Source organism: Achromobacter sp. RT286_PF, assembly GCF_059760425.1.
Map to the genome: position 1 here is coordinate 186,958 of NZ_JCBAMR010000007.1, position 17,840 is coordinate 204,797.

The 17,840-nt window shown below is 65.9% G+C and carries 15 protein-coding genes; 7 read left to right on the forward strand and 8 right to left on the reverse strand.

Annotated features, from left to right (window positions below):
• Window positions 1-93: 93 nt before the first annotated feature.
• Together pgi and AC6LJY_RS09020 are read right to left on the reverse strand one after the other, a co-directional pair.
• Window positions 94-1,647, reverse strand: coding sequence for a glucose-6-phosphate isomerase (gene pgi / locus AC6LJY_RS09015; protein WP_498135777.1), 1,554 nt, complete (start codon window positions 1,645-1,647; stop codon window positions 94-96).
• 8 nt (window positions 1,648-1,655) lie between these two features.
• On the reverse strand, window positions 1,656-3,050 hold the full coding sequence (locus AC6LJY_RS09020; RefSeq protein ID WP_046805075.1) for a phosphomannomutase/phosphoglucomutase: 1,395 nt from the start codon (window positions 3,048-3,050) through the stop codon (window positions 1,656-1,658).
• Window positions 3,051-3,371: 321 nt separating this feature from the next.
• On the opposite strand from AC6LJY_RS09020, the gene AC6LJY_RS09025 reads away from it, so the two are divergent.
• The 5 genes from AC6LJY_RS09025 (at window position 3,372) to AC6LJY_RS09045 (ending at window position 8,511) form a co-directional block, all read left to right on the forward strand.
• Window positions 3,372-4,001 (forward strand): BPTD_3102 family carboxylase-like protein, encoded by a 630-nt coding sequence (locus AC6LJY_RS09025; RefSeq protein ID WP_219991133.1) that lies wholly within the window; start codon window positions 3,372-3,374, stop codon window positions 3,999-4,001.
• Between the two features lie 97 nt (window positions 4,002-4,098).
• A complete protein-coding gene (locus tag AC6LJY_RS09030; protein ID WP_314355565.1) occupies window positions 4,099-5,514 on the forward strand; it encodes an FAD-binding oxidoreductase in 1,416 nt (471 codons plus the stop codon).
• Between the two features lie 49 nt (window positions 5,515-5,563).
• On the forward strand, window positions 5,564-6,277 hold the full coding sequence (locus AC6LJY_RS09035) for a response regulator transcription factor (protein ID WP_046805072.1): 714 nt from the start codon (window positions 5,564-5,566) through the stop codon (window positions 6,275-6,277).
• The gene (locus AC6LJY_RS09040; RefSeq protein ID WP_314355566.1) at window positions 6,274-7,623 is read left to right on the forward strand and encodes an ATP-binding protein; all 1,350 of its coding nucleotides are present in this window, start codon (window positions 6,274-6,276) and stop codon (window positions 7,621-7,623) included. Before AC6LJY_RS09035 ends, AC6LJY_RS09040 begins: the two co-directional genes overlap by 4 nt.
• Window positions 7,624-7,689: 66 nt before the next feature.
• The gene (locus tag AC6LJY_RS09045) at window positions 7,690-8,511 is read left to right on the forward strand and encodes a phosphatase PAP2 family protein (RefSeq protein WP_314355567.1); all 822 of its coding nucleotides are present in this window, start codon (window positions 7,690-7,692) and stop codon (window positions 8,509-8,511) included.
• On the opposite strand, the gene AC6LJY_RS09050 is transcribed toward AC6LJY_RS09045, so the two are convergent.
• From AC6LJY_RS09050 to AC6LJY_RS09070, 5 genes are all read right to left on the reverse strand, one after another.
• Entirely contained in the window at window positions 8,463-9,746 is a 1,284-nt protein-coding gene (locus tag AC6LJY_RS09050; RefSeq protein WP_046805069.1) for a TRAP transporter large permease, read from the reverse strand. The two genes, AC6LJY_RS09045 and AC6LJY_RS09050, sit on opposite strands and share 49 nt — an antisense overlap.
• Entirely contained in the window at window positions 9,737-10,300 is a 564-nt protein-coding gene (locus AC6LJY_RS09055; protein ID WP_082134494.1) for a TRAP transporter small permease, read from the reverse strand. Before AC6LJY_RS09055 ends, AC6LJY_RS09050 begins: the two co-directional genes overlap by 10 nt.
• Window positions 10,301-10,307: 7 nt before the next feature.
• Window positions 10,308-11,285 carry a TRAP transporter substrate-binding protein gene (locus tag AC6LJY_RS09060; RefSeq protein WP_046805068.1) on the reverse strand — a complete coding sequence of 326 codons (978 nt, stop codon included), beginning with the start codon at window positions 11,283-11,285 and terminating at the stop codon, window positions 10,308-10,310.
• Between the two features lie 111 nt (window positions 11,286-11,396).
• The gene (locus tag AC6LJY_RS09065; RefSeq protein ID WP_498135778.1) at window positions 11,397-12,281 is read right to left on the reverse strand and encodes an SMP-30/gluconolactonase/LRE family protein; all 885 of its coding nucleotides are present in this window, start codon (window positions 12,279-12,281) and stop codon (window positions 11,397-11,399) included.
• Between the two features lie 8 nt (window positions 12,282-12,289).
• The gene (locus AC6LJY_RS09070) at window positions 12,290-13,138 is read right to left on the reverse strand and encodes an NAD-dependent epimerase/dehydratase family protein (protein ID WP_498135779.1); all 849 of its coding nucleotides are present in this window, start codon (window positions 13,136-13,138) and stop codon (window positions 12,290-12,292) included.
• A 127-nt stretch (window positions 13,139-13,265) separates the two neighbouring features.
• Here AC6LJY_RS09070 and AC6LJY_RS09075 point away from each other — a divergent pair, with 127 nt between their 5' ends.
• The gene (locus tag AC6LJY_RS09075; protein WP_046805065.1) at window positions 13,266-13,994 is read left to right on the forward strand and encodes a FadR/GntR family transcriptional regulator; all 729 of its coding nucleotides are present in this window, start codon (window positions 13,266-13,268) and stop codon (window positions 13,992-13,994) included.
• A gap of 266 nt (window positions 13,995-14,260) precedes the next feature.
• A complete protein-coding gene (locus AC6LJY_RS09080; RefSeq protein ID WP_498135780.1) occupies window positions 14,261-16,156 on the forward strand; it encodes an LTA synthase family protein in 1,896 nt (631 codons plus the stop codon).
• A 158-nt stretch (window positions 16,157-16,314) separates the two neighbouring features.
• On the opposite strand, the gene fahA is transcribed toward AC6LJY_RS09080, so the two are convergent.
• Window positions 16,315-17,634 (reverse strand): fumarylacetoacetase, encoded by a 1,320-nt coding sequence (fahA, locus tag AC6LJY_RS09085; protein WP_498135781.1) that lies wholly within the window; start codon window positions 17,632-17,634, stop codon window positions 16,315-16,317.
• Window positions 17,635-17,840 lie beyond the last annotated feature (206 nt).

Genomic DNA, 17,840 nt, shown 5'->3' on the forward strand with positions numbered 1-17,840 from the left:
TAGGCTGCCACCGACGCGCGGCCAGTATCCGGCAATCCCAGTTCGTGCCATGTCGAGCGGCGGCAGCGCGTCCCGCGCCGCCGCGCTGTCCGCCTACTGCCGCCGCGCGATTGCGTCGATCCAGAAGCGAGTCGACGGGTCCTGCTGGCTGGGCTGCGGCGAATCCAGTTCGCGCATGATGCCCTTGGCCAGCGCCTTGCCGAATTCCACGCCCCACTGGTCGAACGGGTTGATGCCCCAGATCACGCCTTGCGTGAACACCTTGTGTTCGTACATCGCCAGCAACGCGCCTAGCGTGTAGGCCTCAAGGCGCGGCAACACGATCAGCGTAGACGGGCGCCCGCCAGGATGAACGCGGTGTTGCGCGAGCCATCGCGCGCGCGCCGGATCGCTTTCGGTGGTGGACGTCTCCGCCAGCGCCTCGTCAAGGGATTTGCCGCGCAGCAACGCCGAGCGCTGCGCCAGGCAGTTGGCAATCAGCAGTTCGTGATGGCGGGCGTAGGCGTGGTCCGGCTGTTCGCACAAGATGAAATCCACGGGCGCACCCATCGCGTCCTGGTGCATCCACTGGAAAAACGTGTGCTGGCAATCGGTGCCCGACATGCCCCAGATCGCGGGCCCCGGGGGCACGTCGACGGGGCTGCCGTCGGCCGTTGCGACCTTGCCCAGCGACTCCATTTCCAACTGCTGCGCCCACGGCACCAGGTGATACAGCCGTGAATCGTACGGCGCGATCACCAACGAGTCATAGCCCAGCACGCTGCGGTTGACGACGCCTGCCAGCGCCATCTGCACCGGCGCGTTCTCGGCCAGGGGCGCCGTGCGGAAATGTTCGTCCATGGCCGCCGCGCCTGCCAGCAACTGGTCAAACGCGTCGTTGCCCAGCGCCAGCGCGATGGGCAGGCCGATGGCGGACCACAACGAATAACGGCCGCCCACCCAGTCCCAGATCTGAAAGATGTGGTCGGGCAGGATGCCCAGGTTCAGCGCGGCTTCCACGTTGGCGGTAATCGCCACCACTTGCTTGATCGGGTCTGCCACGCCGGCTTCGCGCAGCCAGTTCATGGCCACTTCGGCGTTGGCCAGCGGCTCGGTCGTGGTGAACGATTTGGACGCGACGATGACCAGCGTGTCGTGCGGGTCCAGGCGGCTCATGGCGTCGGCGACGGAATGCGAATCCACATTCGATGCGAATCGCACTTCGCGCCGGGCGCCGCCATGGCGCAAGGCACGCGTCACCAGGCGAGGCCCCCAGTCGCTGCCGCCGATGCCCAGGTGCAGCACGTAGCCGTAGCGGTCGGCACGATCCGCTTCGCGTACAAATTCGCGCAAGCGGTCGCGTTCGGCCTGCACCATCTTGGCCACCGGGGCGGGCGGGTTGGGCGCGCGCAGGGCGGTATGCCAGGCCGCGCGGCCCTCGGTCCAGTTGGCGTGGCCGCCGTCGAACAACAAGGCGCGGGCGGCGTCGAAGTTCTGCTGCGCCAGAAGCGCCTCGGACGCCGCGTGCAAGGCCGGCGAATGCGGCTGGGTGCTCAGGTCCAGCCGCAGGCCCGGGGCGTTGATGACCCTGAGCTGCTCGCCGCGCAGGGGCGCTGCCTTGGCGGCTGCCGAGAATTGTTGCCAGGCCGGGCTGTTGGATAGCGACATGGACGCAATCAGAACGGCAATGTCGCTTCCGGTGCGAGCTTGCCCAGTTCGCGTCGGAAGTCGGCCTGGATGCGCGCCAGCGCCTCGGCGTTTTCCGCCTCGAAACGCAGCACGACAACGGGCGTGGTGTTGGACGGGCGGGCCAGGCCGAAGCCGTCGGCGTATTCTGCTCGCACGCCGTCGATGGTGAGCACGCGGCGGGCGTCGGGGAACTGGCCGTGGTCCTGCAAACCCTTGACCAGGGCGAAGGGTTGGCCTTCTTCCATTTCCAGCTTCAGCTCGGGCGTGGATACGTCCTGCGGCAACGCTTCCAGCGGCGCGCAGGCGTCGGCCTGGCGCGACACGATTTCCAGCAGGCGGGCGCCGGTGTACAGGCCGTCGTCAAAGCCGTACCAGCGTTCCTTGAAGAAGATGTGGCCGCTCATCTCGCCGGCCAGCGGCGCGCCGGTCTCGGCCAGCTTGGCCTTGACCAGGGAATGGCCCGTTTTCCACATCAGCGGAACGCCGCCAGCGGCTTCCACGGACAGCCCCACGTGGCGGCTGCACTTGACGTCGTAAATGATGGTGGCGCCGGGGTTGCGGTCCAGCACGTCGCGCGCGAACAGCACCAGCTGGCGGTCCGGCCAGATGATCTGCCCGGATTTTGTGACCACGCCCAGGCGGTCGCCGTCACCGTCAAAGGCCAGGCCCAGTTCGCAGTCGGTTTCGGCCACGCACTTGATCAGGTCTTGCAGGTTCTTGGGTTCGGCCGGGTCCGGGTGGTGGTTGGGAAACGTGCCGTCCACCTCGCAGAACAGTTCGGTCACTTCGCAGCCCAGCGCGCGGAACAGCTGCGGCGCCACGGCGCCAGCCACGCCGTTGCCGCAGTCGATGGCGATTTTCATGGGGCGGGCCAGCTTCACGCCCGAGGCCACGCGCGCGATGTAGGCGGCGACCAGGTCCAGCTGGCGGCGCACGCCGGCGCGTTCAGCCGGGGCCGAGGCCGCGCCGTTCATGGCGGCGCCCAAGGCCTGTACCTCGTCGCCATACAGGGCGCGGCCGCCCATCATCATCTTGAAACCGTTGTACTTGGGCGGGTTGTGGCTGCCGGTGATGGCCACGCCGGAACCGGTCTGCATGATGTTCGCCGCGAAGTAGACCAGCGGCGTGGGCACCATGCCAACATCCAGCGTATCGACCCCGCCTTCCAGCATGCCTTCCTGCAAGGCGTCGGACAGCATTTCGCTGCTGAGGCGGCCATCGCGGCCCACCACCAGGGTCTGCACGCCTTCTTCGCGTGCGCGGGCGGCCAGCGCCACGCCTAGCGCGCGGGCGAACGTTGCATCGATCAGGTCCGGCACAGTGCCGCGAATGTCATACGCTTTGAAGACGGAAGCGGGAAATTGCGTGTTGTTGTTGCCCACGACGATTCCTTGAAAAAGAAGGTTGCAGCGCTGGTTTTGATGGGACTAGTGGTAAACCCGTATATCAAAACCCGACCGGGTTAAGCAAGAAAAGTGAATTATCCCCCATCGGCGCATGCGCCTCATCCGACGGGAGCAGTAGGGCGTCTTAAGGGTGGCGCCCGCCCTGAAATGGTGCGTAGCACGTAGCGTGCCGCTTTGATGCGGTGCGCGGGCGGGGTCGGTTCGAATCTGCTACGGGCTGCGGCGGCATGGCCCACAAATTGCTTGTCATGGGAAGGTGATACGCTTGCGCTGCAAGCAGAAAGACCGGGAGAGGCCATGGGTGCCAAAGTTTCTACTGTGATGTCATCGGGGGGCGCCAGCAGCCGGCGCGGTCCTCCCACGGACTACGCTGGGCCGGCCGCGGGCCGTGAACGCCGGCTTGATATCCATGTATTTGTTTCCGAGACGGGCGACATGGTCGCCGGCCGCGCGTGGGAACGCTGCGTCTGGCGCGAGGCCCGCGTGTTGATCGCCGAATGCCCGGCGCCGCATCTGCCGTCTTCGATTGAAACCGCGTTGCGCACCATTGCCGCCGACGTCGCCCGGGACCGCAACTGGCAAGGCATGGGCGCCGTGGCATTTTCCCTGGACGACCGCAGCGGCGTGTTCCGCGTGATTGGCGCCGAAGCGCAACCGCATGCCGGCTCCATCGTGGCCAGCCCCGACGCCGTTGGCGCGCATGCGCTTGAAATGCGTATCGACGGCTGCGTCGACCGCCGCTTGCCCTGCACCCGCCTGCTGGTCTGCGGCGACACGCGGGGCGAGGCATTGCGCCGCGCCTACCGGGCGTTGTCTGAAATGCCCGGCCCGGCCGGCACCGACCGCGCCTTCCTCATGAACCGCATCGCCTCGCGCGCCTATTGTTCCGGCCTGACGGGCACGCGGCTGGATCAGGCCGTCGGCTAGCGCGGCGCTTCAGCCCGCGCCCTTGAACCCCTACAATAGCCCGCACATCCCTAGACCCGTGCCTGGGCGCGCCCAGGCCCCTTCTTGTGCGGCGCCTATGACATTGTTGAGCGATCTTCAGTCCCTGCTGGGTTTCACGAATGTGCTGACCGGCGAGGACGCCGCGTCCTATGTGCTGGACTGGCGCCGCCGTTATCGCGGGTCGGCCCTGGCGGTGATCCGGCCCGGCTCCACTCAGGAAGTGGCCGACGCCGTGAAGCTGTGCCTGAGCCACGGCGTGCCGGTAGTGCCCCAGGGCGGCAACACCGGCCTGTGCGGCGGCGCCACGCCGGACGACACCGGTCGCGCTGTCGTGCTGTCCACGGCCCGCCTGACGGCGGTGCGCAATGTGGATACCGACAACGACACCATCACGGTCGAAGCGGGCTGCATCCTGCAAGCCGTACAAGAGGCTGCCGCGGGCGCGAACCGGCTGTTTCCGCTGAGCCTGGCTGCCGAAGGCAGCTGCACCATCGGCGGCAACCTGGCCACCAATGCCGGCGGCACGCAGGTGCTGCGCTACGGCAATACGCGCGACCTGACGCTGGGCCTGGAAGTGGTGACGGCCGAAGGCGAAATCTGGGACGGCCTGCGTGGCCTGCGCAAAGACAACACCGGCTACGACTTGCGCGACCTGTACATCGGCAGCGAAGGCACGCTGGGCATCATCACCGCCGCCACGTTGAAACTGTTCCCCCGGCCCGTTGCCAGCTGCACTGCGCTGCTGACCCTGGACACGATCGACCAGGCGGTTGAAGTGCTGTCCCGCGCGCGGGCTGGCTTTGGCGCCGCGCTGACGGGTTTCGAACTGATGAGCAACGCCTGCCTGCAAGGCGTGGTGCGCCTGTTCCCGCAACAGCGCCTGCCCTTCGAAGGCGACTCCGCCGAATCGCCGTGGTTCGCGCTGCTTGAACTGTCCGACAGTGAAAGCGAGGCCCACGCGCGCGAACGCTTCGAGGCCGTGCTGGGCGAGGCTATCGACGCCGGCTTGATCCACGACGCCGCCATTGCCGCCAACGTCGCGCAAAGCCGGGCGCTGTGGCACCTGCGCGAAAGCATCCCGCTGGCCGAAGCCGAGCTGGGCAAGTCCGTCAAGCACGACGTGTCCATTCCCATCTCGTCCATCGCCGGCTTCGTGCACAAGACCAACGCGCTGCTGCAAGCGCGCTTTCCCGGCGTGCGGCACGTCATCTTCGGCCATCTGGGCGATGGCAACCTGCATTACAACGTCGCCAATGCGCCCGGCCAGACCGAAGCCGAGCTACTGGCCTTGCAAAGCGAGATCTATGGCGTGGTGCATGACAGCGTGCATGCGCATCAGGGCTCCATCAGCGCCGAGCACGGCGTGGGGCAGCTCAAGCGCGACGAATTGCCGCGCTATAAAAGCCCGGTAGAGCTTGCGCTGATGCGCCGCATCAAGCGCGCGCTGGACCCGCAAGGGCTGATGAATCCGGGTAAGGTCCTGCAAGCCTAGCGCGCGCTTGCGCCGCCACTTGCGATCTACTGAACAGGGAGCCCACAACATGGCAGTCAGCCCCGCGGCGGGAGCAAATCACCGGGTGCTGATCGTTGAAGACGATCACATCATCGCCGGCAACCTGTATTCATTCCTGGAGGCGCGCGGCTTCCTGCCCGACGTGGCCTACACCGGCCACGCTGCTCTGGAACGCCTGAAGGCGCAACGCTTCGATGCGCTGATCCTGGACATCGGCCTGCCGGGCATGGACGGCAACGCGGTGCTGCACACGCTGCGCACCGACATGCGCGCCGACGTGCCCGTCCTGATGCTGACCGCGCGCGACAGCCTGGAAGACAAGCTGGCGGGGTTTTCCCATGGCGCCGACGATTACCTGACCAAGCCCTTCGCGCTGCTTGAAGTCGAAGCCCGCCTGCTGGCGCTGATCCAGCGCGCCAAGGGGGCGACGGTGGACGCGGTGCGCGAATTCGGTCCGCTCAAGTACGACACGCGCAGCCGTGGCGTGCTGGTCAACGGCCAGCCCGTGCATCTGACGCGCAAGGCCAGCCTGATCATGGACGCGCTGATGCGGGACCCCGGCCGCGTGGTCGCGCGCGAAGAACTGGAATCGCTGTTGTGGGGCAACGAACCCCCGTCGTCGGACGCGTTGCGCAGCCAGGTGCACCTGTTGCGCCGCGCGTTGGCGGACGCCGGTTTTGACGGCATCGAAACGCTGCACGGCACTGGCTGGCGCCTGACGCTGAACGGAATATGTCCATGACGCGCGCCACGGGCGGCACATTGACCCAGCGCGTGGTGTGGGCGCTGACCGGCACCGTCGCGCTATTCGTGACGGCGCTGGCGCTGCTGGCCTACCTGACGTTTGACCAGATGGAAGACGACCTGGTCAACGACATCCTGAACACCGAAATGGACCGCCTGGTGCAGCATGCGCGCAGCAGCGACGACTTCCTGCCGCGCGGCGGCGTGCGCGAGCTGGGCGGGTCGATGCGCGCCTGGATGAGCGTGGATGGGCAGCGCCCGGCCGGCATACCCGACGAAGTGCTGGAACTGGATAACGGGCTGCACCTGATCGAACCGGAAGCCTATACCTGGCACGTGATGGTGGCCGACACGGGGCGGGGCAAGGTGTACCTGCTGTACGACGCCACCGACAACGAAGAACGGGTCCATGATTTCGGCTTGATTGTGCTGGGCGTGGGCGCCATCTGCGTCGTGGGCGCCTACGCCTTGTCGCGCCGCGTGGCGGGGGTGGCGGTGGGGCCGCTGCTGGACCTGACCGACCGGCTGGCCACCTGGGCGCCGGGTGCGCCAGACATGGCCGTGACCCGCGATGACGAGGCCGGCCGCCTGATCGAAGCCTTTAACCGCGTGCAGAACCAGGTCGACCGGTCCATCGCGCGCGAGCGAGAATTCGCCGGCAACCTCAGCCACGAAGTGCGCACGCCGCTGGCCGCCATCCGCTCGGACAGCGAGCTGATGCTGCTGACCCAGGCGTTGACGGCCGACCAACGCGAGCGTCTGACGCGCGTGGTGGACAACGTCGACGACGTGATCGTGTGCCTGGAAAGCGCCCGCGCCATGGCGCGCGACCAGCTGCTTCCGCCCGCGCCCGTCGACATCGCCGAATGCATGCAGGACGCCTGGCGCGGCTACGAGGCGCAGGGCGCGCTGGCCGAACTGCGTTTCGACAATCAGATCGCCTCCGGCCATGTGTTGACACTGGATCGCTACGCCTTGTTGACGGTGCTGCGCAACCTGGTGCGCAACGCCGTCGAGCATGCCGCGCCGGCCACGCTGACTGCCACGTTTCGCGCGCCTGACGTGCTGGAACTGAGCGACGACGGCAAGGGTATCGCGCCGGACGACCTGCCTTTCCTGTTCCGCCGCTATTACAGCGGCCGCATGCGCGACACGGTCGCCGCCGGCCAGCACGAGACGGCGCGCGGCCTGGGGCTGGCCATCGCCAAGCGCGTCTGCGACATGCAGGGCTGGCTGCTTACTGTGGAATCGTCGCGCGAGCCGGCATCGCGCGGCACCCGGTTCCTGCTGCGGTTCGACGCGCATTCCACCGCTGTTGCGCCGCAAACACAGACCCGAATTTGACGATTATTCGACCTTCGGGGCGCTAAGCTCAGCGATTCCCCGAACCGTCCCCTGGTCCTTGCCACCATGCCGTCCCCACCGCTGTTCCCGGCGCGTGCGCCCACGCTTGCCTGGTATTTGTGCAGCCAACTGATCGGCGTGACGTTGGCCTTGGCGGCCGCCGCCTGGTGGACCAACGTGTCGGGACTGGATCTGCGCATTGCGCATGCGCTGTTCAGCCCGGTGCTGAACGATTTCCCCCTACACACCAACCGATTGCTGGAAATGCTGGGCCATCGCCTGGTGCTGGTGCTGCCCATCGGCGTGGCCCTGGCCGCTGTCGGTGTGGTCGCCGCCAGCTTTCGCGTGCCGGCGTGGCGACAGTGGCGCGGCGCCGCGCTGGCGCTGGCGGCCACATGCCTGGTCGGACAGGTACTGGTCAATCAACTCAAGCACCACACGACGCTGCCGCGTCCTTACGACCTGGAGACGTTGGGCGGCTACACGCCGTATCCGCTGCACTGGTGGACGTGGCTACGCGCCAGGGCGGGCGGCGCCTTGCCCAGCGGCCATGCGGGCGCGGGGTATTCGATGTTGACCCTGTACTTTTTCGGCTGGGCGCTGAAACGGCCTGCATGGCGTTGGTGGGGCCTGGCGATGGGCGTGTCGGCCGGCGTGCTGTTTTCAGTGGTGCGCATTTTGCAAGGCGCGCATTTCCTGAGCCAGACGCTGTGGTCGGCGACCCTGCTGTGGTTTCTGGCCGCGCTGTTCTTCATGCCGCTGATCGTCAGGCGGCATGCCGGCGGCCGGGCCGATGCGGAACGGCCCGGTCCATCCGGCCCGTCCCGCTTGTCGCGCGATCAGTTGAGCAATACGCCCGGCAGCCACAGCGAGAACGCGGGCACGTAGGTCACCAGCGCCAGCGCCGCCAGCAGCGCGCCATAGAACGGCCAGATCGTTCGCATGACCGTCCCCACCGATACCCCGCCGATGGCGCAGCCCACAAACTGCGTGGTGCCCACCGGTGGCGTGTTCAAGCCCAGCGCGCAGTTCAGCAACATGACGATGCCGAACTGAACCGGCCCCATGCCGTACTGCATGCAGATCGGCAGGAAAATGGGCGTGCAGATCAGGATGGTGGCGGCCATGTCCAGGAACGTGCCCAGCACGAACAGGATGATGTTGACCATCAGGAAGATGGCCCACGGGCTGGTCGATATCGAGGCCATCAACTCGCCGGTTTTTTCGGCCACGCCGTAAAAGCTGATCAGATAGCCGAAGGTGGCCGAAATGCCGATCAGCAGCAACACCACGCCCGTCGTCTTCACCGCCTTGCTGGCCGCGCGCACGAACTGGTCCCAGGTCAACGAGCGATACACGAACACCGTCAGCGCCAACGCGTACAACACCGCCACCGCGGCCGATTCCGTCGCGGTGAACACGCCGCTGAGAATGCCGGTGATGATCAGCACCACCACGAACAGCCCCGGTGTGGCGGCCACCAGCGAGCGCAACACGATGTGCCAGCCAGGGAAGGTGCCCGCCGGATAGCCCCGGCTGCGTGCCACGAAATACGCGGCGGCCAGGTTGCACAGCGTCAGGATCAACGCGGGCACGACACCGGCGGCAATCAGCGCGGCAATGGAAACTTTGCCGCCCGCCGCCAAGGTGTAGATGATGATGTTGTGGCTGGTCGGCATCAGCGCGCCCACCAGCGCCGCGTGCGTGGTGACGTTGACCGCGTAGTCGGCGTGATAGCCCTCGCGCTTCATCATCGGGATCATCACCGACCCCATGGCCGACACGTCCGCCACCGGCGAGCCCGACACGCCGCCGAACAGCGTGCAAGCCACCACGTTGGACATGCCCAGCCCGCCGCGCACATGCCCCACCAGCGACTTGGCGAAGTTGACGATGCGGTCGGCGATGCCGCCATACAGCATCAGCTCGCCCGTGAAGATGAAAAAGGGAATGGCCAGGAACGAGAACGCGTTCATGCCCGAGGTCATCTGCTGGAACGCCACGGCCAGCGGCAGGTCCTCGACCATGATCGCGGTGATGGACGACAGGCCGATGGCGAAGGCCACCGGCACGCCGATCACCAAAAAGCCCATGAACGTAAACGAAAGCAGTGTCAGCGCCATGCCGGTACCACCTTATGGTTGCGCAGGATCGCGATGATGTGCTCCAGCGAAAAGAGCGCGATCAAGGTGCCCGACAGGGTTGCGGGGATGTACTTCCAGGCGTTCGAGATGCCCAGGTTGGGGATCTTGTAGGCGTGTACCGATTCCGCCAGCACGCCGCAGTTCCAGGCCATCAGCACGCCGAACAGCAGCACCAGCAGGTGGATGAAGATGCGCAAGCGCCGCTGCCCGCCGGCAGGCAGCGCTTCCAGCAGCGACTCGAAGCCGATATGGCCCGCATCGCGCACGCCAACCGCCGCGCCCAGCATGGTGACGTACAGCACCAGCAGCAGCGCCAGGCTTTCGGCCCAGGTGGGCGTGCTGTTGAGCACGTGGCGGCCGAAGATCTGCAAGCTGACCGCGATGATCAGGCAGACCAGCCCGAACACGCTGGTCCACATGCAGGCTCGCGCCAGCAGGGCGCAGCCGCGCGTGTAGGCGTCCAGCGGGCCGGCCAGGGCTTGCGCCCGGCCCACCGCTGCTACACCGGTTTCATTCGTGGGTGTGGCCAACATGTCGCCCTCACTGGACAGCCTGGATCTTTGCGACCAGGTCTTTCATTTCTGGCGTGGTGACAAAGCGGTCGTACACCGGCTTCATCGCGCCCTGGAAAGACGCCTTGTCCACGTCCACGATCTGCGAACCCGCCTTCTCGACGATGGCGCGCGACTTCTGTTCGCGTTCGTCCCACAGCTTGCGCATGAACGGCACCGATTCGCGCGCGGCCTCGCGCAGGATCTTCTGGTCTTCGGGCGCCAGCTTGTCCCACTGGCGCTTGGAGAAGATCAGGATCTCCGGCGTCATGGTGTGCTCGGTCAGCGCGTAGTACTTCGCCACTTCGTAGTGATGCGCGCTTTCGTAGCTGGGGAAGTTGTTTTCGGCGGCGTCCACCAGACCCGTCTTCAACGACGTATAGACCTCGCCCATCGGCATGGGCGTGGCGTTGGCGCCCATGGCCTCGACCATGGCGACGGACAGGTCCGACTGCTGCACGCGGATCTTCATGCCCTTGGCGTCGGCCAGCGTCTTGACGGGCTTGTTGCGCGTGTACATCGAACGCGAGCCGCTGTCGTACCAGGCCAGCCCAACAAAGCCGGCCGCCTCGCAAGAGCGCAGGATCTGATCGCCGATCTCGCTGTCCAGCACCTTGTGCAGATGTTCTTTTGAACGGAACAGGAACGGCAGCGACGGCACGCGCGTGGTCTGGCAGATGTTGTGCATGGCGGCGCTGGACACGCGCGCCATGGCCAGCGCGCCCAGCTTGACCTGTTCGATCGAATCGTCTTCGTTGCCCAGCGCGCCACCCGCATAGACCTTGACGGTGATGCGGCCGTTGGTGCGTTGCTTGACCAGTTCGCCGAACTGGCGCACGGCTTGCACGGTGGGATAGTCGTCGGGATGGATGTCGGCGGATCGCAGCTCGGCCGCGTTGGCCAGGGGAACAAGGGTCAGCAAGGCAGCCGCCGCCAGGATGGCGCGGGTCAGGGTGGGGCGCAGCATGTCTACCTCCGGTTGGAGTACGGCGTTTCGTTATGGGCCGGGACGGCCTCGAAGCTCTTCGTGTACAGACCTACGTTGCGTGGGGCGCGTTAATGCCGCCCCGGTCGGGTGCTAGCCGGCGCTTGCGGTTTCCTCCAGGCCCCGCGCGCCGGGGCGCAGGGCAAACACGGCGCCGTCCAGCGCGCCGGGGGCGGCGTCGGCAGGGCGTATCGACGTGACGAAAAGGGTGTCCATGCCCGCGCCGCCAAAGGCGCACATGGCGACCTTGCGAGCGGGAACGGTGTAGGTCTGGTCCAGCCGGCCGTCGGGCGTGTAGCGGTAGACGCGGCCGGCGTCGTTGCCGCAAATCCAGTAGCAGCCGTCGGCGTCGACCGCGGCGCCGTCGGGGCGGCCGGCGGGCAAGGCGGCGATGAACGGGCGGCGATTGTGGGGCGTGCCGCTGTCCACGTCGTAATCAAACGCCCACACCATGGCGCGCGACGGGTGCGAATCGGACAGGTACATCGTCTTGCCGTCCGGGCTGAATGCCAGGCCGTTGGGCACGATCAAATCGTCCACCAGCTCGGTCAGACTGCGCGCGTCGGGGTCATGGCGATACAGGCGGCCGGCCGCTAGCGCACGGCCCATGTCCATCGCCATCGTGCCCGCCACGAAGCGGCCTTGCCGATCGTTGCGGCCATCGTTAAAGCGCATGCCGGGCGCGGCGTGTGCCACGTGCGCGAGCAGGCGCGGGTGGCAAGGTGCGTCGGGCAGCAGCGCGTCGCATTCGTACACGCCGTCTTCCATCCCCAATAGCCAGCCCGCGCCGCGCATGGCGATGCAGCCCGCCATCCGTGGCAGCGCCCATTGCGCGAATTCGCCGCTGGCGGGGGACCAGCGCCACAGCGTTTTGTTGGGAATGTCGGTCCAGGTGTAGGTCTGGTCGCTGGCGCGCCAGACCGGGCTTTCTCCGACGCCGCACAGCATGTCTCCAACGCGTTCGGCGATTGCGGGCATGGGGGCGCCTACTTGGTGGAAACCGGGGGGAAGGGGAACGGGCCGGCCTTGACGAACGCGCCGCCCTGGTAGCGCGCAACCGGATCGTCGGCGGCCAGCGGCGGCTGCGCTTCGACCTGCGCACGGAAGACCTCGGAGGAATCCTTGGGCACAAAGCCCAGCACCATTGCGGCGTCGTCGCGCCACCAGCTGTCTCGGTTGGCGGACGCGCCATAGACGATCAAGTGCCCGACGTCGGGCGTGAACAGCGCGCGCGTGACCAGGTCGGTCAGGTCGTCGTAGCTGAGCCAGGTAACCAGCATGCGGCGGTCTTTGGGCTCGGGGAACGACGAACCGATGCGCAGGCACACGGTTTCGATGCCGTAGCGGTCGAAGTAAAAGCGCGACAGATGTTCGCCATAGGCTTTGGACAGGCCGTAATAGCCGTCGGGCCGCAGCGGCACGTTGGCGTCCAGTTGCTGGCCCTGTTCGTAAAAGCCGATGACATGGTTCGAGCTGGCGAACACCACGCGCCGCACGCCGTGCACGCGGGCGGCCTCGTACAGGTTGTAGACGCCCTGTATGTTGGCCGGAAGAATCTGTTCGAACGGGCGTTCAACCGATACACCGCCCAGGTGCACGATGGCATCCACGCCCTGCACTAGCGACGACACGGCGGCGGCGTCGGCCAGATCGCACGGGACGGCTTCTTCGCCATCGCCCGCGGCGGCCATGGGTGCCACGTCGGATATGCGCAGCAGGTCGGTGAATGCTCTGAGTCGGGGACGGAGCACTTGTCCCAGGCCCCCGGCGGCGCCGGTGAGTAATAGACGCTGGCAGCGGGTGGTCGCTGGCGGCGGGTTGACGGTTCTGCTCATGTCGCAACGCTCGGTAGAAGGTGCGGAGTGGGAACGTATCTGGTACGTTGTCGTACAACTTGCGCAAAGTATAATTAGCCGCAAATTTCAGCGTCAAGCCTTTGTACTCATTTTCGGATTAACCCTGATGAACGCTCCTGTCGATACTCCTGTCTTGCCGCAGCGTCGTCCCCGGAATCTGGCTCAAGGCTTGGTCGAGAGCATCTCCGAACGCATACGCAGTGGCGAAATCCGCCCTGGCGACAAGCTGCCCACCGAATCAGAGATCATGCGTCAGTTTGGCGTCAGCCGAACCGTTGTGCGCGAAGCGCTGTCGCGCTTGCAGGCCTCGGGCCTGGTCGAAACGCATCACGGCGTGGGCACGTATGCGCTGGAGCCCAGCGGCAGCGTCGACTTTCGGGTGGACCCGGCCGACATCGCCACGGTGCGCGATGTGCTGGTGCTGCTAGAGCTGCGTATTTGCCTGGAAAGCGAGGCCGCGGGCCTTGCCGCCATTCGGCGCAGCGACGTGCAGTTGCAGGAAATGCGGCGCGCGCTTGACCTGTTCAAAGCCGCGCTGGACGTTGGCGGCGACACGATCACGCCCGACTTCCAGTTTCATCTGCTGGTGGCGCAGTCCACCGACAACCGTTATTTCGCCGACCTGATGTCGCACCTGGGCTCGGCGATCATTCCACGCACCCGCATCAATTCCGCCAAGTTCGCGCACGAAGACCGCGCGGCCTATCTGGCCCGCGTGAACCTGGAGCATGAAGACATCTACAGCGCGATCATGCGCCAGGATGCCGAAGCCGCGCGCGCGGCGATGCGCACGCACCTGAGCAACAGCCGGGAACGCCTGCGCCGCGCCCAGTAGACAGATACGTACCCGACCAGCCCGTACGGCAAGCCGACCGCGCGGCGTAGCGCGAAATACGATGTCGTACAACGTTTAACCGATTGCCGGCCATTGCCGGCCGTCGCGAACCGTTGCGAATCTCCCGGCCGTGTACCCAAAACCGCGTTAATCTTTGCCCGTTTTCATTTCGGACTACGAGACGGCATGGCTTTGCTCGGCATCAACAGCGGCATTCTTTCATCACCGGTGGCGAACGCGCTTCGCCTCTTGCGGAGGGCCGCCGCATGCGTCGCCTGACACTTCGATTCATCCTGGCCGTCCTGGTGCTGCTGACTTTGTCGCGGCTGGGGCTGTCGTTCTGGATGTGGGACCGCGTGCAAGCGGCCGGCGGCTTGGGGCCGGTGCTGCTGGGCGGGCTGCGCATCGACGTCTGCCTGTTGTCCATGGTGATTGCGTTGCCCGCGGTGCTGTCGCCGGGGTTTGGGCATCGCCCGCTGGCCGCAACGATTACCGCGTGGTGGTTCCGCATCTGGTGGATGCTGTATGTGCTGCTGGAAGTGTCCACGCCGCAGTTCATCGCGGAATACGACACGCGGCCGAACCGGCTTTACTTCATTTACCTGCTCAATCCCAAGGAAGTGGGGTCGATGCTGTGGCAGGGCTACAAGGGCGTGCTGCTGGCGGCGTTCGTGGTGCTGGTGGTGGCGGCATGGCTGGCGTTCAAGCTGTTTCCGACGCGTTCGCGCGATGGATTCATGGCGTGGTGGAAGCGGCCGATTGCGTCCTTCGTGATCCTGGCGCTGGTGGTGCTGGGCGCGCGCGGCACGCTGGAACACCGGCCCATCAACCCGGCCAAGGTGGCGTTCAGTTCAGATTCCATGGTCAACGCGTTGGCGCTGAATTCGCTGTACAGCGTGTTCGACGCGGCCTATCGCATGCGCGACGAACGCTCGTCGGCCGCGATGTATCCACGGATGCCGGTGGACCAGATGAACGCCATCGTGCGCGAGAAAGCCGGCCTGACCGGGGCGCCGCTGGATGCGCGCTATCCCAGCCTGCACGAACAAAAAGCCACGGTGCGGCGCGACAAGCCGCTGAACGTCGTGATCATCTTGCAGGAAAGCCTGGGCGCGCAGTACGTGGGCAGCCTGGGCGGGCGCGACCTGACACCCAATATCGACCGCCTGTCCAAGGAAGGCTGGATGTTCCATCGCGCCTACGCCACGGGCACGCGCTCGGTGCGCGGCATCGAAGCGGTAACGGCGGGCTTCCTGCCCAGCGTGGCTGACGCGGTGGTCAAGCTGCCACGTTCGCAAACCGGCTTCTTCACGCTGGCGCAGGTGCTGGGCAAGCACGGCTACCACTCGCGCTTCGTGTATGGCGGCGAGTCGCACTTTGACAATATGCGCGCGTTCTTCCTGGGCAACGGCTTTGATGAAGTGGTGGACCGGCCCAAGTTCGTGAACCCGGTGTTCGAAGGGTCATGGGGCGCGTCCGACGAAGACATGTTCAATCAGGTCGACCGCCTGCTGCGCGCGGATGGCGACAAGCCGGTCTTCACGCTGGCGTTTTCGGTGTCGAACCATTCGCCGTGGGAATACCCCGAAGGTCGCATCAAGCCGGTGGGCGACCCGGCCACGGTGGATAACACGGTGCGATACGCCGACTGGGCGTTGGGGCAGTTCTTTGAAAAGGCAAAGCAGGCGCCGTACTGGGACAACACCGTGTTCCTGGTAATTGCCGATCACGATTCGCGCGTGTATGGGTCGATACCGGTGCCGGTACGCCACTTCCAGATTCCCGCGCTGTTCCTGGGCGCCGGCATCGCGCCGCGCCAGGACGAACGCCTGGTCAGCCAGATCGACATGGCGCCCACGCTGCTGTCGTTGATCGGGCTGGACAACGTCAACCCGATGCTGGGCGCCGACCTGACGCAGCGCGATCCAAACCGCGCAATGATGCAGTACGCCGACAACTTCGGCTATTTGCAAGGTGACAAGCTGCTGGTGCTGGAGCCACAGAAAGCGCCGCGCGAATTCCGATACGAAGCCGCGCCGGTGGGCAAGGACGAAGTCTATGCGCCCGTCGAGCCCGCAGACCCGGCCTTGACTGAAGAAGCGCTAGCGCATGCCTTGTGGGCAAGCTGGGTTTACCGCGAAGAAAAATACCGGCTGCCTTGATGGCGCGTTGATGCCCTGATGCCTGGGCAACGACGGCATGAAATAACGAAAGGCCGCCCGGTAAACGGAGCGGCCTTTCTTGTTTTGACGATGTGCCCCGCGCGGCGCAGTGGGTGCGTGATCGCTTGCGCCGCGCTGGGTTTGCGTCGGAGTTTGCTTTACAGCTTGGCCGGCAACACCACGCCGGAGGCTTCGCCGAAACCGATCTTCGGATAGCCCGCCTTCTGGCATGCGGCGCGCATGATGATCTGGTCGCCGTCTTGCAGGAACGTGCGCTTTTCGCCCCAGGGCAGGTCGATCGGCGTCTTGCCGCCTTGGCTCAATTCCAGCAGCGAACCGGCTTCCGACGGCTGCGGCCCGGACAGCGTGCCCGTGCCCAGCATGTCGCCCGGTTGCAGGTTGCAGCCGTTCACCGTGTGGTGCGTGATCAGCTGCGCCACGTTCCAGTAGGCGTCGCGGAAGTTGCTGCGCGACAGCGTGACCGGCGGCGCCTTGGCCTCACGCGACTGCGCGGTGGTCATCAGCACTTCCAGCTGCACGTCGTAGGCGCCCTTGGCGCGGTTCGCGTCCGAGGCCAGATACGGCATCGGCTGCGGTTCAGCCGGGCCACGGTTGTACTGCGTGCGGAAGGGCTCAAGCGCTTCCATCGTGACGATCCACGGCGAAATCGTTGATGCGAAGTTCTTTGACAGGAAGGGGCCCAGCGGCTGGTATTCCCAAGCTTGGATGTCGCGCGCGGACCAGTCGTTCAGGATGCATAGGCCAAAGACGTGCTGGTCGGCGTCGGCCAGGTCGATGCGGTCGCCCTGGGTGTTGCCGGTGCCCACGAAGATGCCCAGCTCAAGCTCGTAGTCCAGGCGGGCGCACGGGCCGAACTGCGGCGTGTCGCCTTCGTTGGCCGGGCGGGTCTGGCCCACGGGGCGCGGAAACTTCTGGTCGACGCCGATGCTGGATGCGCGGCCGTGGTAGCCGATGGGCACCCACTTGTAGTTGGGCAGCAGCGGGTTGTCGGGGCGGAATTGCTTGCCGATGGCGGTGGCGTGGTGCACCGAGATGTAGAAGTCGGTGTAGTCGCCGATGCGCGCGGGCGTGGTGTGCTCGGCGTCGGCTTGCGGCACCAGCAGCGGTTCGACGGCGGCGCGCAGCGCGGCGCCTTCGCGCAAGGCACGCGACAGCGCCAGGCGCAGGGCGCTCCAGTGGGCGTGGCCCAACGCCATCAACGCATTCAGGCTGTCGCTGTTGCAGGCGGCCAGGGCGTCGGCGGCCAGGCCTTCAAATGGCTTCTGTGCGGCCAGCGCGGCCAGGTCCAGGATTTGGTCGCCAATGGCCACGCCGGGGCGGAACGATTCGTTCGTGCCCTTGCGGCGGAAGGTGCCATAGGGCAGGTTCTGCACCGGAAAATCGGACGTGCCGGTGTTGGCGCTGGCAACCCAGCTTTTCAAGGACGGATCGTGGGTTTCGTTGATGGTGGTGGTCATGGCTGCGTGTCTCGTTGATGTGTGTGTGGATGGCCGTAAACCGGATGAACGCCGGCGGGTGTGGGGCAAAAGCAGATGCCAAAATCAAATACCAAACGGCTGTCTCTTATATACAACTCCGAGCCCACGAGACCACGGGACAAATATCGTATGCAGTTTTCTGCTTGAAAAAAAACAAACAAATCACTGATCTCACGAGACTTCTT

Bases quoted from the DNA above. Each gene is read 5' to 3' on its own strand.
- AC6LJY_RS09050 (WP_046805069.1), bottom strand. From the start codon at position 9,746: ATGGCGCTGACACTGCTTTCGTTTACGTTCATGGGCTTTTTGGTGATC.
- AC6LJY_RS09065 (WP_498135778.1), bottom strand. From the start codon at position 12,281: ATGCCCGCAATCGCCGAACGCGTTGGAGACATGCTGTGCGGCGTCGGA.
- fahA (WP_498135781.1), bottom strand. From the start codon at position 17,634: ATGACCACCACCATCAACGAAACCCACGATCCGTCCTTGAAAAGCTGG.
- AC6LJY_RS09040 (WP_314355566.1), top strand. From the start codon at position 6,274: ATGACGCGCGCCACGGGCGGCACATTGACCCAGCGCGTGGTGTGGGCG.
- AC6LJY_RS09055 (WP_082134494.1), bottom strand. From the start codon at position 10,300: ATGTTGGCCACACCCACGAATGAAACCGGTGTAGCAGCGGTGGGCCGG.
- AC6LJY_RS09080 (WP_498135780.1), top strand. From the start codon at position 14,261: ATGCGTCGCCTGACACTTCGATTCATCCTGGCCGTCCTGGTGCTGCTG.
- AC6LJY_RS09025 (WP_219991133.1), top strand. From the start codon at position 3,372: ATGGGTGCCAAAGTTTCTACTGTGATGTCATCGGGGGGCGCCAGCAGC.
- AC6LJY_RS09035 (WP_046805072.1), top strand. From the start codon at position 5,564: ATGGCAGTCAGCCCCGCGGCGGGAGCAAATCACCGGGTGCTGATCGTT.
- AC6LJY_RS09070 (WP_498135779.1), bottom strand. From the start codon at position 13,138: ATGAGCAGAACCGTCAACCCGCCGCCAGCGACCACCCGCTGCCAGCGT.
- AC6LJY_RS09045 (WP_314355567.1), top strand. From the start codon at position 7,690: ATGCCGTCCCCACCGCTGTTCCCGGCGCGTGCGCCCACGCTTGCCTGG.
- AC6LJY_RS09030 (WP_314355565.1), top strand. From the start codon at position 4,099: ATGACATTGTTGAGCGATCTTCAGTCCCTGCTGGGTTTCACGAATGTG.
- AC6LJY_RS09075 (WP_046805065.1), top strand. From the start codon at position 13,266: ATGAACGCTCCTGTCGATACTCCTGTCTTGCCGCAGCGTCGTCCCCGG.
- AC6LJY_RS09060 (WP_046805068.1), bottom strand. From the start codon at position 11,285: ATGCTGCGCCCCACCCTGACCCGCGCCATCCTGGCGGCGGCTGCCTTG.
- pgi (WP_498135777.1), bottom strand. From the start codon at position 1,647: ATGTCGCTATCCAACAGCCCGGCCTGGCAACAATTCTCGGCAGCCGCC.